The organism is Streptomyces sp. iso_384, assembly GCF_056172905.1.
Genome location: NZ_JBWBTT010000001.1, coordinates 6,040,339 through 6,052,806 on the forward strand (window position 1 = coordinate 6,040,339; position 12,468 = coordinate 6,052,806).

A 12,468-nucleotide genomic window follows, 5' to 3' on the forward strand; every position below is an offset into this window, starting at 1 on the left:
CGATCCTAGATCCGGGTCCTCTACCGGAGACCGGCGGACTCCTCCAGGTAGGCGAGCGCGCCGACGCCGTCCTTGGCGAAGAAGACCAGGTCGGTCAGGGGCAGCGGCAGGAAGCCCTCGTCCTCCATGCGCTGGAACTGCTGGCGCAGCCCGTCGTAGAAGCCCGCCGTGTTCAGCAGGACGACCGGCTTGGTGTGCTTGCCGTGCTTCTTCAGCTCCAGGATCTCGGTTGCCTCGTCGAGCGTCCCGGTCCCGCCGACCATGATCACGACGGCGTCGGCCTTCTCCAGGAGGAGCGCCTTGCGCTCGGCGAGATCGCGGGCGATGACCATCTCGTCGGCATGGGTCCGGGCCTTCGCGGCGAGGAAGTCGACCGAGACGCCCACGAGCCGCCCGCCCGCCGACTGCACGCCGTCCGCGACGACCTTCATCAGCCCGCTCTCCGATCCGCCCCAGACGAGGGTGTGGCCGCCTCTGCCGAGCAGCTCGGCGAACTCCCGGGCGGGCACGGTGTAGCGGTCGTCGAGGTCGGCGGCGGAGAGGAAGACGCAGATGTTCATGGAGCAACCGTACGATCCGCATCGGACACTCCCCCGTTCCGGGGACGGATCGACGTACGGGATCGGCGTACGGGAAGAAGACGGCCCCGTACGCCGCTGAAACAGGCATGACTGCCATCCGAGGACACCGCATCACCGTCGAACAGGGCACCGAGCACGTGCGGGCGGTGCACGAGGGCCAGGTGCTGGCCGAGAGCCGCCGCCCGCTCGTGCTCCGCGAGACCGGCTGTCCGGTCCGCTACTACCTGCCGCCCGAGGACGTCCGTACCGAGCTGCTCTCCCCGTCGGACACCTCCACCCACTGCCCGTTCAAGGGGACGCCTCCTACTGGTCGCTGCCCGGGGCCGCCGATCTCGTCTGGGCCTATCCGGACCCGAAGCCCGAAGTCGCCGCGATCAAGGACCACTTCTGCTTCTACGCGACGGAGACGGTCGCCGACTGACCTGCACCGGGGCGGTCCACGGAAGTTTTTTCCGCCGGAGCGATGAGTTTCGCGGACCGCCCCGGTCTCCTCTCCCATGGACAGGATTCTCTCCGCCGACGGCACGCCGATCGCCTACCGCCGCCAGGGCGAGGGGCCGCCGCTGGTGCTGGTCGGCGGGGCGCTGAGCACCGCCGCGGCCGACGCGCCGCTGGCCGCCCTGCTCGCGCCGCGCTTCACGGTGCTCACCTACGACCGCCGGGGCCGGGGCGCGAGCGGTGCCGCCGGGCGCTGCACCGTGGCGCGCGAGGTCGAGGATCTGGCCGCCGTCGTCGGCGCGGCCGGGGCGGGCGCTGCGGTCTTCGGGATGTCGTCCGGCGGGGCGCTGGCGCTGGAGGCGGTGGCCGCCGGGCTCCCGGTGGAGCTGCTCGCCGTGTACGAGCCGCCCTACACACCGGGCGCCTCCGGCCTGCTGTTCAAGGCCCGTTGCACGGCCCGGCTGCACCGCTTGCTGGCGGCCGGGGACCGGGCCGGCGCGGTGGAGCTGTTCCTGTCCCTGACGGGCGTCGCGGCGGAGACGGCCGCCCTGATGCGGCGCACCCCGGCGTGGGCGGAACTGGAGGCGATGGCGCACACCCTGGCGTACGACGACGCGCTGCTGGGCGACGGATCCGTTCCGGCCGAGCGGTTCGGGGCGGTCGCCGCCCGGACGCTGGTGATCTGCGGCGGTTTCAGCAGCGCCCCGGCCCGCGCGGCGACCCGCACCCTGGCCGAGGCCCTCCCGCGCGGCCGGCACCGCACGCTGACGGGCCAGATGCGCGAGGTGGCCCCCCAGGTGATCGCCCCGGTGCTGACGGACTTCTTCGCCAGGAACGTGTACACGTACCGACAGGCGTCGTGAGCCGACTGTGGACCCGAGCGTCGTAAGCCGCCCGCGGACCGGGCTCAGCCGCCCGCGGCCACCCGCTCGCGGCGGACGGTCGTCGCGATGGTGGCCGAGCCGACCACGCGGGTGCCGTCGTACAGGACGACCGCCTGGCCGGGGGCCACGCCCCTGACCGGCTCGGTGAAGGTGACGTTCAGCTCGGAACCGTCGACCAGCTCGGCCGTGACCTCGGTCTCGCCGCCGTGGGCGCGCAGCTGGGCGGTGTACGTGCCCGGCCCGGACGGCGGCGTTCCGCACCAGCGGGGCTTGATGGCGGTCAGCGAGGTCACGTCGAGGGCCTCGACGGGGCCGACGGTGACGGTGTTGTTCACCGGGGAGATGTCGAGGACGTAGCGCGGCTTGCCGTCGGGGGCCGGGTGGCCGATCTTCAGGCCCTTGCGCTGGCCGATGGTGAAGCCGAAGGCGCCCTCGTGGGTGCCCAGCTTCGTACCGGACTCGTCGAGGATGTCGCCCTCGGCCGGGCCGCCGAGGCGGTTCGCGAGGAAGCCCTGGGTGTCGCCGTCGGCGATGAAGCAGATGTCGTGGCTGTCGGGCTTCTTGGCGACGGCCAGGCCCCGGCGCTCGGCCTCGGCGCGGATCTCGTCCTTGGTGGTGAGGGTGTCGCCGAGCGGGAACATGGCGTGGGCGAGCTGCTTCTCGTCCAGGACGCCGAGCACATAGCTCTGGTCCTTGGCCATGTCGGAGGCGCGGTGCAGCTCACGGCTGCCGTCCTCGGTGAGCACGACGGTGGCGTAGTGGCCGGTGCACACGGCGTCGAAGCCGAGGGCGAGCGCCTTGTCGAGGAGCGCGGCGAACTTGATCTTCTCGTTGCAGCGCAGGCAGGGGTTGGGCGTGCGCCCGGCCTCGTACTCCGCGACGAAGTCCTCGACGACGTCCTCGCGGAAGCGTTCCGCCAGGTCCCAGACGTAGAACGGGATACCGATGACGTCGGCCGCGCGGCGGGCGTCCCGGGAGTCCTCGATGGTGCAACAGCCGCGCGCCCCGGTCCGGAAGGACTGGGGATTCGCGGACAGGGCGAGGTGGACACCGGTCACGTCGTGGCCCGCCTCGGCGGCACGGGCCGCGGCGACGGCGGAGTCCACGCCGCCCGACATCGCGGCGAGAACACGCAGGGGGCGCTGGGAAGTCTGAGTCATAGCCTCTCCAGGGTACGGGTCCCCGGGAACCGAACGCTCGCGGATATGCGTTGACGTCCACATGGGGAACAACGGGAGCACCCGGGCGTCGGACAGGCCCTCGGGCAAGTCGTCGGGCAAGTCGTCGCGGAAGAAGCCCGCCGAGGGCGTCAGCCGGCGCGCGCTGCTGGTCGGCGGCGGTGCGGTGGTGACCGCCGGCACGGTCGCCGTGCTCGCGCGCGACCAGGTGAAGCGGCTGTGGTGGCAGGTGCCGGGCATCGAGAAGCCGCGGAAGCCGGGCGAGCTGGATTACGCGGGGGCGACCTGGGTGGCCGCGTCGGAGGCGAACTGGCGGCGTGCGGACCGGCCCGACGACTTCCCGATCGACCGCGTGATCATCCATGTCACCCAGGGCAGCTTCGACAGCGCCGTGAAGGTGTTCCAGGACCCCGCCCACCAGGCCGCGACGCACTACATCGTGGGGCAGGACGGGCGGGTGGTGCAGATGATCCGCGAGCTGGACGTGGCGTACCAGGCGGGCAACCGCTCCTTCAACGAGCGGGCCGTCGGCATCGAGCACGAGGGGTTCGTGGACCGGCCGAAGGACCTCACCAAGGCGATGTACGAGTCCTCGGCGCGGCTCACCGCGTCGATCTGCGCCCGGCACGGCATACCCATCGACCGGAAGCACGTCATCGGGCATGTGGAGGTGCCGGGCACCGACCACACCGATCCGGGTCCGCACTGGGACTGGGACCGGTACATGGAGCTGGTGCGCCGGGCCGCGAGCGCGCCGCCCTCCCCCACGCCTGCCTCCTCGGCCTCCGCTTCCGCTTCCTCTTCCGCGAAGGTCTCGGGGTGAAGGCCCTCAGCTGAGTCCGGCGGTCCTCGCCCGCTCGACCGCCGGGCCGATCGCCTCGGCGAGCGCCTTGACGTCCTCCTCGGTGGAGGTGTGGCCGAGCGAGAAGCGCAGGGTGCCCCGGGCCAGGTCCGGGTCGGTGCCGGTGGCGAGCAGGACGTGGCTGGGCTGGGCGATCCCGGCGGTGCAGGCGGAGCCGGTGGAGCATTCGATGCCCTGGGCGTCCAGCAGCAGCAGGAGGGAGTCGCCCTCGCAGCCCGGGAAGCTGAAGTGGGCGTTGGCCGGGAGGCGTCCGGCCGGGTCCGGGTCGCCGCCGAGGACGGCATCCGGCACGGCCCGGCGTACGGCGGCCACCAGGTCGTCGCGCAGCGAGCCCACGCGGCGGGCGAACTGCTCGCGCCGCTCGGCGGCCAGCCGCCCGGCGACCGCGAAGGAGGCGACGGCGGGCACGTCCAGGGTGCCCGAGCGCACATGCCGCTCCTGGCCGCCGCCGTGCAGCACGGGTACGGGGGTGTGGTCACGGCCCAGCAGCAGCGCGCCGATGCCGAACGGGCCGCCGATCTTGTGCCCGCTGACCGTCATCGCGGCCAGTCCGGAGCGGGCGAAGTCGACCTCCAGCTGCCCGAAGGCCTGCACCGCGTCGGCGTGCATGGGGATGGCGAACTCCGCGGCCACCTCCGCCAGTTCACGGACCGGCATGATGGTGCCGATCTCGTTGTTGGCCCACATGACCGTGATCATCGCGACGTCGTCGGGGTTGCGGAGGATCGCCTCGCGCAGGTCTTCGGGGTGCACCCGGCCGTAGCGGTCGACCGGGAGGTAGTCGACGGTCGCGCCCTCGTGCTCGGCCAGCCAGTCGACGGCGTCCAGGACGGCGTGGTGTTCGACGGGGCCGGCGAGGACCCGGGTGCGGCGGGGGTCGGCGTCGCGGCGGGACCAGTAGAGGCCCTTCACGGCGAGGTTGTCGGCCTCCGTGCCGCCGGAGGTGAGGACGACTTCGCTGGGGCGTGCGCCGAGGGCGTCGGCGAGGGCTTCTCTGGACTCCTCGACGGTACGGCGGGCCCGGCGTCCGGCGGCGTGCAGTGAGGACGCGTTGCCGGTGACGGAGAGCTGGGCGGTCATCGCCCCGATCGCTTCGGGAAGCATCGGGGTGGTCGCGGCGTGGTCGAGGTAGGCCATGGTGGGGCCGATTCTACGAGCCCCGGGTGGGGCGCATGCCGGGCGCGTCACGGCCAGGTACCCGCGCACGCCCGTACGGGGCGCGGCGGACCGGCTCGATGGCCGGTCGGGGCCCCGGTCCGGAGCCCGATCCGGCACGGGGTGAGCGGCTCGCGGGGCCGCGTCGGGGGTGCGGGTCAGCCGCCGATGCTCCAGGCGACCGTGCCGTTGGCGGTGACCAGGACGGCGAGCACGGCGAGGTCGGCGACGCCCAGGGCGAGGCCGAGCCAGGCGCGTCCCCGGCGGCGGGTGCCGCGGGCCAGGGCCAGCAGCGCCATCACGATCGCGGTGGGCCCGAGCAGGATGTTGAAGACCAGCAGCCCGACGAGGCCGAGGACGAACGAGGCGACGGCGAGACCGTCCGCCTCGCGTCCGGCGGCCCGGCGCGGAGCGGGGTCGGAGCCGGCGCCGGACTCGGAGTCGGGGGTCCTCTCCGGCGCTGTGCCCGGGTCGACGACGTCCTTGCCGAGGGCGGCGGCGCCCGTGCGGCGGGTGCGGTCGATGAGGGTGAGGGTCATGGTGCGAGCTCCTTCGGATCGTTCCAGGAAAGGGCAGGCTCGGCGGGTGCGGGTGCGGCGGGTCAGTGGGTGCGGCGCGACGCGCGCTCGCGTACGGCGAAGATCAGCAGCCAGCAGCCGATCACGGCCGCGGCGGCCAGGGTCAGCGGCAGCGGGATGTGGGCGACCGTCCCGAGGGCGATCCCCAGCAGGAGCAGCGCGGCGACGAGGACGAGCACGGCGGAACCTCTCTGTGCGACGACGAATGACGTCCGGAAGCGGGCCGAACGCCTTTCGGAGTACGAGTGTTCACTGACTTGGAAGTCTAAACCCCCGGCCCCTTCCTCGACTCGGAGAACGGTTGTTTACTGAATGGCATGAGTCACACCTCCGTCGGAATCCGCCAGACCCAGAAGCTCAGGACCCGCCAGGCCCTCCTGGACGCCGCGCTCGTCCTGCTGGAGCACCAGAGCCTGAGCAGCCTGGGCCTGCGGGAGGTCACCCGGGCCACCGGGGTCACCCCGACGGCCTTCTACCGGCACTTCGAGGACACCGCCGCGCTCGGCGTCGCCCTGGTCGAGGAGACCCTGGGCAGCCTGCACGGGCTGATCGGCGCGGTGCTCGCGGAGACGGGCGACAGCGAGGAGCGGCTGGACCGCAGTGTGGAGGTGATAGCGCGTCATGTCGGCGCGCAGCCCGCCCACTTCCGGTTCATCGCCCGCGAGCAGCACGGCGGGGTGGGCCCGGTGCGCGAGGCCATCGCGGCCCAGCTGCGGCGGTTCGCGGAGGAGGTGGCCTGCGCGCTCGGCCAGGAGCCGGGGGCGGCCGGGTGGAGCGAGGAGGATCTGCTGATGCTCGGCGGGCTCTATGTGGACCACATGGTGATCACCACGTCGACCCTGCTGGAGGCCGGGCCCGAGGGCGAGGCGGAGGTCGTCCGGGTGGCGCGGCGTCGGCTGCGGCTGGTCTCCATCGGCCGCGAACACTGGCTGGACGAAGGCTGACCGCGGCGCCCTCGACGGCCGTGGACCGTCCTTGAGCGCCCCCGGCGGCCCTTGACCCTCCCGCAACAGGAGGCTCTACGGTCCCCCGGTATGAAGATCGTCGTCCATGACACCGCCTCCGCCCTGCTCGACCTCCTCGGCCGCCCTGTGGCCCAACGACCCGACGCGCTGCGCGAGATGTACGCCCCGTTGCAGGAGGTGATGTCCCCGGTGGGGGTCGGAGACCTGGTCGAGACGCACCGCGCGGGCAGCGGCTTCCCGCTCGACCGGGACGACCCGCGCCTTCGGCCGGCCCTGGAGCGGATGCGGGAGGCCCGGGTGTGGCAGCGGGTCGAGGAGTCGCTCGCCGCCGCACAGGAACGGCTGGGCGCGGCGGCGCCCGGGGCGCGGACCGCCGACACCGTGCAGGTGGTCCTGGTGCTCGGCGACCCGGACGACCCGCTGATGGGCCTCAACCAGGGGTACTTCGGCCTCGGCGGCATCCCGGGCGCGATCCTGCTGATGATGTGGCCCACCGAAACGGGCCTGGCCAAGATCGGGCACGCCGCCGCCCATGAGCTGCACCACAACGTCCGCTACGCCAACGTGGTCTGGGACCCGATGGCGGTCACGGTCGGCGAGCAGGTCGTGGCCGAGGGGCTGGCCGAGGCGTTCGTGCGGGAGCTGGCGGGCGAGGCCGCCATGGGCCCCTGGGCGACGTCGCTGCACGGCCCGGAGCTGGACGAGGCCTGCGCGAAGGTGGCGGCCGGGATCGATGTGGCGGGCATGGCGAACCTGTCTCCGTACGTGTTCGGCGACCGCACCGCCCTTCGGCTGGGGCAGGAACCGGTCGGGCTGCCGGACTTCGCCGGCTACGCGGCCGGGCTGCGCTTCGTGGACGCGCACCTCGCGGCCACCGGGCTGACCGCCGCCGCGAGCGTGGCCCTGCCCGCACGGGAGATCCTGGCCGACGCCGGCGTGCCGACCGCCGCGTGACCCGGCTCCGGCTGCGGGAGACTGGGCCGGTGAGCAACGAGGAGCGCCGCCCCGGGGAGCCGCCCGCCGGGGACGCCGACGGGCTGACCGTCGGGCGGACCGCCGCGCTCGTCGGGGTCAGCGTGAAGACGCTGCACCACTGGGACGCGATCGGTCTCGTGCGGCCGGGCGGACGCAACCGGTCCGGCTACCGGGTGTACGGGGACGACGACGTCGCCCGGCTCCACCGGGTCCTCGTCTACCGCGAGATCGGCATCCCGCTCGCCGAGATCGGGCGGCTCCTGGACGACCCGGAGGTCGACGCGCGCGAGCATCTGCGCCGGCAGCGGGGGGAGCTCGCGGACCGGATCTCCCGGCTGGAGCGGATGGTCGGGGCGGTGGACCGGATGCTGCTGGAGTCGAACCCCGGGATCCGGCTGACGCCCGAGGAGCAGGTGGAGATCTTCGGGGCCGACTGGCAGCCCGGCTGGGCCGAGGAGGGCGAGGAGCGCTGGGGCGGCACGGACCAGTGGGCGCAGTACACGGAGCGGGCGGCCGGGATGAGCGCCGAGGACTGGAGGGACGTGGCGGCGGCCACCGAGGACCTGACCGCCGACCTCGCGGAGGCCTGCCGGACCGGCGTCGCCGTCGGCTCGGACCGGGCGAACGCCCTCGCGGAGCGGCACCGGGCGCAGATCTCGACGTACTTCGACTGCACGTACGCCATGCAGGTCTGCATCGGCCGGACGTATGTCACCGACCCCGGGTACGCCGCGTACTACGACGCGATCGCCCCCGGGCTCAACGACTGGCTGTGCGCGGTGATCGCCGCGAACGCCCGGGCCCACGGCGTCGATCCGGAGTCCGCGAGCTGGGAGTGAGGGGCGGCGGGCCGGGTCCGGAGCAGCAGGAGGACGGAGAGCAGCCGGTCGGATTTCACCGGCCCACGATGGCCGGACCTCCGGGTGCCGCCACCGGTTGCCGCCGGCCGCGGCTACGTGGCGCGCGGGGCCTTGGCCAGCTGGCGGGACTGGGCGACGAGGCGGTCGGCGCTGTCCCAGACCTCGGCGTCCTCCTCCAGAAAGCCGCCCGCGAGGTTGCGGGTGGTGATGGAGACGCGCAGCGGGCCCGGGGCGGGGCGGCAGCGGATGTGGGTGGTCAGCTCGACGGTGGGGGTCCAGCCGGTCAGGCCCAGCTCGAAGGAGGTCGGCGGCAGGGCGTCCACGGTGAGCAGCAGCGACAGCGGGTCCGGGTCGCGGCCGTCGGCCAGGCCGAACCAGCCGCGCATCTCGCCCTTGCCGGACGGGGCTCCGATCGCCCAGCCGACGGTCGCCGGGTCGAGCTTGATGTCGAGGCGGTCGGTGATGGCGGAGCTGCCGGGGATCCTGGGCGCGCCGTCGCTCGGGCCGAGGCAGTGTTCGCGGTCGGGCATCGCGGGCGGCAGGGCCGTCGTGCGGACGTCGTCGGGGAGCGTGTCCAGGTCGCCGTAGGTGGCCAGCACCCGGATGCGCTCGACCTCGCTGCCGTCCTCGGCGTACTGGAAGAGGGAGGCCTGGCCCGTGGAGAGGGTGCGACCGGTGCGGACGGCCTGGGTCCGGATCACGGCGGGGCCCGGCACGGAGGCGGTGAGGTAGTGCGCCGTGACGGAGAACGGGTCGGGGTGCGGCAGGGCCTCGCCGAGCGCGCGGCCGAGCAGCGCGAGCAGATAGCCGCCGTTGACCGCGTGGATGATGGTCCAGCCCGCGGAGAGCTCGGCGTCGTAGACGCCCTCCTCGCGCAGGGTGACCGCGGTGTCCCGGTCGAACTCGCTGTCGCCGATGGTCGCCGGTGCGGTCCGCGCCGCTCCGGTCACTGCCTCAGTCGCTGCCTGTGCCATGGCATGCACGGTACATCCATTGAATTACTGAGCGGTAGCTTTTTCGTTGCCGAATCATGGCGGGCGGATCACGGCCCAAGCCGCCCCCAGGGCCTGTCGTCAGGCTGCCGCCGTCGCCCGGCAGGCGGCAGTCCGACGGCAGGTCCTAGCTAGGTCGCCGCCGAACCCTCCTCGGCCCGCGCGGAGGAACGGTTGTACGCACGCGGCGCCCGCCAGTGGAAGCGCAGCGCCAGCAGCCGCAGGACGAACGCGGCGATCACCGCCAGGCCGCTGGTCAGGGCGTTGAGGGTGTCGAAGCGGATGCACAGGACCACCATGGTCGCGCCGACGATCGCGGGCACCGCGTACAGGTCGCGGTCCCAGCGCAACAGCGAGGGCACCTCGTTGGCCAGGACGTCGCGCAGCACACCGCCGCCGACCGCCGTGGCCAGGCCGAGCGCCGCCGACGCGGTGAGCCCGAGGCCGTACTCGTACGCCTTGACCGTGCCGGTCACACAGAACAGGCCGAGCCCCGCCGCGTCGAAGACGTTGACGCCGACCTGGATGCGTTCCACGTGCGGGTGGAGGAAGAAGACCAGCACGGCGGCGAAGAGCGGGGTGATGAAGTAGCCGAGGTCGGTGAAAGCGGCGGGCGGGATCGCGCCGATCATCACATCGCGGAACAACCCTCCGCCCAGCGCTGTCACCTCCGCGAGGACCGCGATGCCGAAGACATCGAAGTTCTTGCGGACGGCGAGCAGGGCGCCCGAGATCGCGAAGACGAAGATCCCGACGAGATCGAGCGCATGCTGGACGGAGGGCGTGAACAGTTCGGTGAGCACCGGGCAATTGTGCCGGTACTAGACCTTCGGGCCGTCCTCCGCTTTCTCCCCCGCGTCCGCTTCGGCCTGAGCCGGTACGGCCGCGGGCTCCTCCGACTCTTCCTTGTCGGCCTCCCGGACCGCGGTGTCGCTCTCGGACACCTCCACCGCCTCGACCTCCACCGTCTCCGTCGCGGTGACCGCCTCGATGCCGGTCGCCAGAGTCTGCTTCACGGTGCCGGCCTCGATCTCGGCCGTGAAGTGGCAGGCCACCTTGTGCCCGTCGCCGGTGTCCAGCAGCGGCGGACGCTCCGTGGCGCACTTGGTCTCCTGCACCCACGGGCAGCGGGTGTGGAAACGGCAGCCGGCCGGCGGGTTCGCCGGGGAGGGCAGGTCGCCGTGGAGCAGGATCCGCTCGCGGCGGTCCTCCACCTCGGGGTCGGGCACCGGGACGGCCGACATCAGCGCCTTGGTGTACGGATGCCGGGGCCCCGCGTACAGCGCGTCGCTCGGGGCCTCCTCGACGAGCCCGCCGAGGTACATCACCCCGATGACGTCCGAGATGTGCCGGACCACCGCTAGGTCGTGCGCGATGACCAGGTAGGTCAGGCCGAGGGACTCCTGGAGCTCCTCCAGCAGGTTGATGACCTGCGCCTGGACCGAGACGTCGAGCGCGGAGACCGGCTCGTCGCAGATGATCACGTCCGGCTCCAGGACCAGCGCACGGGCGATGCCGATGCGCTGGCGCTGGCCGCCGGAGAACTCGTGCGGGTAGCGGGACATCGCGTTGGACGGCAGGCCGACCTTGGCGAGGATGTCCTTGATCTTCTCCCGGCGCTCCGCCGCGTCCTTGCCGATGCCGTGGGCGGCCATGCCCTCGGCCAGGATGGACTCGATGTTCTGCCGGGGGTTGAGGCTGCCCAGCGGGTCCTGGAAGACCATCTGGAGGCGGCGGCGGAAGGCCCGCATCTCCTCGGAGGGCAGCTTCGCCAGGTCGGTGCCGTCGAAGACGACCCCGCCGTCGGTGATGTCGTTCAGCCGCAGGACCGCGCGGCCGAGCGTCGTCTTGCCGCAGCCCGACTCACCCACGAGCCCGTACGTCTGGCCGGCCTCGATGGTCAGCGAGACGCCGTCGACCGCGTAGACGTGGCCCACCGTACGGTCGAAGAAGAGGCCCTTCTTGACCGGGAAGTGGACTTTGACGTCGTCCAGTTCGAGAAGGCTCATGCCGGGACCTCCGCCTTGGGCAGGACCGGGTTGACGCAGCGCACCTGGTGTCCGGCCGTGCGTGGTTCGGTCAGTTCGGGGGTGCCGGTGAGGCACTCCATCGTGTAGTGGTCGCACCGGGGTGCGAACGCGCAGCCGTCGGCCCAGGCGATCTTGTCGTTGATGGACCCGCGGATCGGGTGCAGCGGCTCGCCGCGCGGCGCGTCGAGGCGCGGGATGGAGCCGAGCAGCCCGTGCGCGTACGGGTGGGTGGGATGGGCGAACAGCTCGCGGCGGCCCGCCGATTCCACCGCCCGGCCGGCGTAGAGGACGTTGACCTCGTCGCAGAGGCCGGCGACGACACCGAGGTCGTGCGTGATCATCAGCAGGGCGGTGCCCTCCTGGTCGACCAGCTCCTTCAGGAGCTCCAGGATCTGCGCCTGGATGGTCACGTCCAGCGCGGTCGTCGGCTCGTCGGCGATCAGCAGCCGGGGGGCGCAGGCGACCGCCATGGCGATCAGCGCGCGCTGGCGCATACCGCCGGAGAGCTGGTGCGGGTACTCCTTGAGCCGCCGGTCCGGGTCGGGGATGCCGACCCGGTCGAGCAGGGACGCGGCTTCCTTGCGGGCCTTCTCGCCCTTCAGCCCGCGGTGGCGCTGGAGGATCTCGGTGACCTGGATCCCGATGGGGACGACCGGGTTCAGCGAGGAGAGCGGGTCCTGGAAGATCATCGCCAGCTGGCTGCCGCGCATGTCGCGGAGCTTGCGCTCGCTCATGGTCAGCAGGTTCTGGCCGTCGAACTCGGCACGGCCGCCGATCCTCGCGCCCTTGCGGGGCAGCAGCCCCATCAGGGCGAGCGAGGTGACGGACTTGCCGCAGCCCGACTCGCCGACCAGGCCCACGACCTGGCCCTGGTCGACCTCGAAGGAGACGCCGTCCACGGCCGTGGCGTCCTTGCGGCCGCGGGCGGTGAAGGTGACGCTGAGTTCCTCAACGGAGAGCAGTGACATGG

At 72.7% G+C, this 12,468-nt stretch carries 14 protein-coding genes and 1 pseudogene; 6 read left to right on the plus strand and 9 right to left on the minus strand.

The genetic code is table 11. The annotated features are described in order from the left end of the window. Positions 1 to 20 precede the first annotated feature (20 nt). Positions 21 to 560 (minus strand): LOG family protein, encoded by a 540-nt coding sequence (locus AC0VY3_RS27015; RefSeq protein ID WP_103507207.1) that lies wholly within the window; start codon positions 558 to 560, stop codon positions 21 to 23. Between the two features lie 107 nt (positions 561 to 667). On the opposite strand from AC0VY3_RS27015, the pseudogene AC0VY3_RS27020 reads away from it, so the two are divergent. Together AC0VY3_RS27020 and AC0VY3_RS27025 are read left to right on the plus strand one after the other, a co-directional pair. Further along, a pseudogene (locus AC0VY3_RS27020) lies at positions 668 to 1,002 on the plus strand (DUF427 domain-containing protein). A gap of 76 nt (positions 1,003 to 1,078) precedes the next feature. Beyond that, positions 1,079 to 1,882 carry an alpha/beta fold hydrolase gene (locus AC0VY3_RS27025; RefSeq protein ID WP_475550797.1) on the plus strand — a complete coding sequence of 268 codons (804 nt, stop codon included), beginning with the start codon at positions 1,079 to 1,081 and terminating at the stop codon, positions 1,880 to 1,882. A 44-nt stretch (positions 1,883 to 1,926) separates the two neighbouring features. Here AC0VY3_RS27025 and mnmA read toward each other — a convergent pair whose 3' ends face one another. Beyond that, positions 1,927 to 3,063 carry a tRNA 2-thiouridine(34) synthase MnmA gene (gene mnmA, locus AC0VY3_RS27030; RefSeq protein WP_030632699.1) on the minus strand — a complete coding sequence of 379 codons (1,137 nt, stop codon included), beginning with the start codon at positions 3,061 to 3,063 and terminating at the stop codon, positions 1,927 to 1,929. Between the two features lie 61 nt (positions 3,064 to 3,124). Here mnmA and AC0VY3_RS27035 point away from each other — a divergent pair, with 61 nt between their 5' ends. Then, positions 3,125 to 3,904, plus strand: a complete 780-nt coding sequence (locus AC0VY3_RS27035; protein ID WP_103512001.1) for an N-acetylmuramoyl-L-alanine amidase — start codon at positions 3,125 to 3,127, stop codon at positions 3,902 to 3,904. Between the two features lie 6 nt (positions 3,905 to 3,910). On the opposite strand, the gene AC0VY3_RS27040 is transcribed toward AC0VY3_RS27035, so the two are convergent. From AC0VY3_RS27040 to AC0VY3_RS27050, 3 genes are all read right to left on the minus strand, one after another. Beyond that, positions 3,911 to 5,080, minus strand: coding sequence for a cysteine desulfurase family protein (locus tag AC0VY3_RS27040; RefSeq protein WP_242741043.1), 1,170 nt, complete (start codon positions 5,078 to 5,080; stop codon positions 3,911 to 3,913). A 176-nt stretch (positions 5,081 to 5,256) separates the two neighbouring features. Further along, complete coding sequence (locus AC0VY3_RS27045) at positions 5,257 to 5,637, minus strand: hypothetical protein (protein WP_103511999.1); 381 nt, start codon at positions 5,635 to 5,637, stop codon at positions 5,257 to 5,259. A gap of 62 nt (positions 5,638 to 5,699) precedes the next feature. Further along, positions 5,700 to 5,855, minus strand: coding sequence for a hypothetical protein (locus AC0VY3_RS27050; RefSeq protein ID WP_475550798.1), 156 nt, complete (start codon positions 5,853 to 5,855; stop codon positions 5,700 to 5,702). A 138-nt stretch (positions 5,856 to 5,993) separates the two neighbouring features. Here AC0VY3_RS27050 and AC0VY3_RS27055 point away from each other — a divergent pair, with 138 nt between their 5' ends. From AC0VY3_RS27055 to AC0VY3_RS27065, 3 genes are all read left to right on the plus strand, one after another. Next, complete coding sequence (locus AC0VY3_RS27055) at positions 5,994 to 6,620, plus strand: TetR family transcriptional regulator (protein ID WP_475550799.1); 627 nt, start codon at positions 5,994 to 5,996, stop codon at positions 6,618 to 6,620. A gap of 90 nt (positions 6,621 to 6,710) precedes the next feature. Next, positions 6,711 to 7,595, plus strand: a complete 885-nt coding sequence (locus tag AC0VY3_RS27060) for a DUF2268 domain-containing putative Zn-dependent protease (RefSeq protein ID WP_475550800.1) — start codon at positions 6,711 to 6,713, stop codon at positions 7,593 to 7,595. A 29-nt stretch (positions 7,596 to 7,624) separates the two neighbouring features. Continuing rightward, on the plus strand, positions 7,625 to 8,455 hold the full coding sequence (locus AC0VY3_RS27065; protein WP_475550801.1) for a MerR family transcriptional regulator: 831 nt from the start codon (positions 7,625 to 7,627) through the stop codon (positions 8,453 to 8,455). A 113-nt stretch (positions 8,456 to 8,568) separates the two neighbouring features. Here the strand turns inward: AC0VY3_RS27065 and AC0VY3_RS27070 are convergent, their stop codons facing one another. The 4 genes from AC0VY3_RS27070 to AC0VY3_RS27085 all read right to left on the minus strand — a co-directional run bounded on the left by AC0VY3_RS27070 (position 8,569) and on the right by AC0VY3_RS27085 (position 12,466). After that, the gene (locus AC0VY3_RS27070) at positions 8,569 to 9,450 is read right to left on the minus strand and encodes a thioesterase family protein (RefSeq protein WP_475550802.1); all 882 of its coding nucleotides are present in this window, start codon (positions 9,448 to 9,450) and stop codon (positions 8,569 to 8,571) included. A gap of 149 nt (positions 9,451 to 9,599) precedes the next feature. Further along, positions 9,600 to 10,271: a trimeric intracellular cation channel family protein gene (locus AC0VY3_RS27075; protein WP_030079015.1), complete on the minus strand. Its 672-nt coding sequence runs from the start codon at positions 10,269 to 10,271 to the stop codon at positions 9,600 to 9,602. An 18-nt stretch (positions 10,272 to 10,289) separates the two neighbouring features. Continuing rightward, entirely contained in the window at positions 10,290 to 11,477 is a 1,188-nt protein-coding gene (locus AC0VY3_RS27080; RefSeq protein ID WP_475550803.1) for an ABC transporter ATP-binding protein, read from the minus strand. Further along, on the minus strand, positions 11,474 to 12,466 hold the full coding sequence (locus tag AC0VY3_RS27085) for an ABC transporter ATP-binding protein (RefSeq protein WP_242741049.1): 993 nt from the start codon (positions 12,464 to 12,466) through the stop codon (positions 11,474 to 11,476). Before AC0VY3_RS27085 ends, AC0VY3_RS27080 begins: the two co-directional genes overlap by 4 nt. Positions 12,467 to 12,468: the final 2 nt, after the last annotated feature.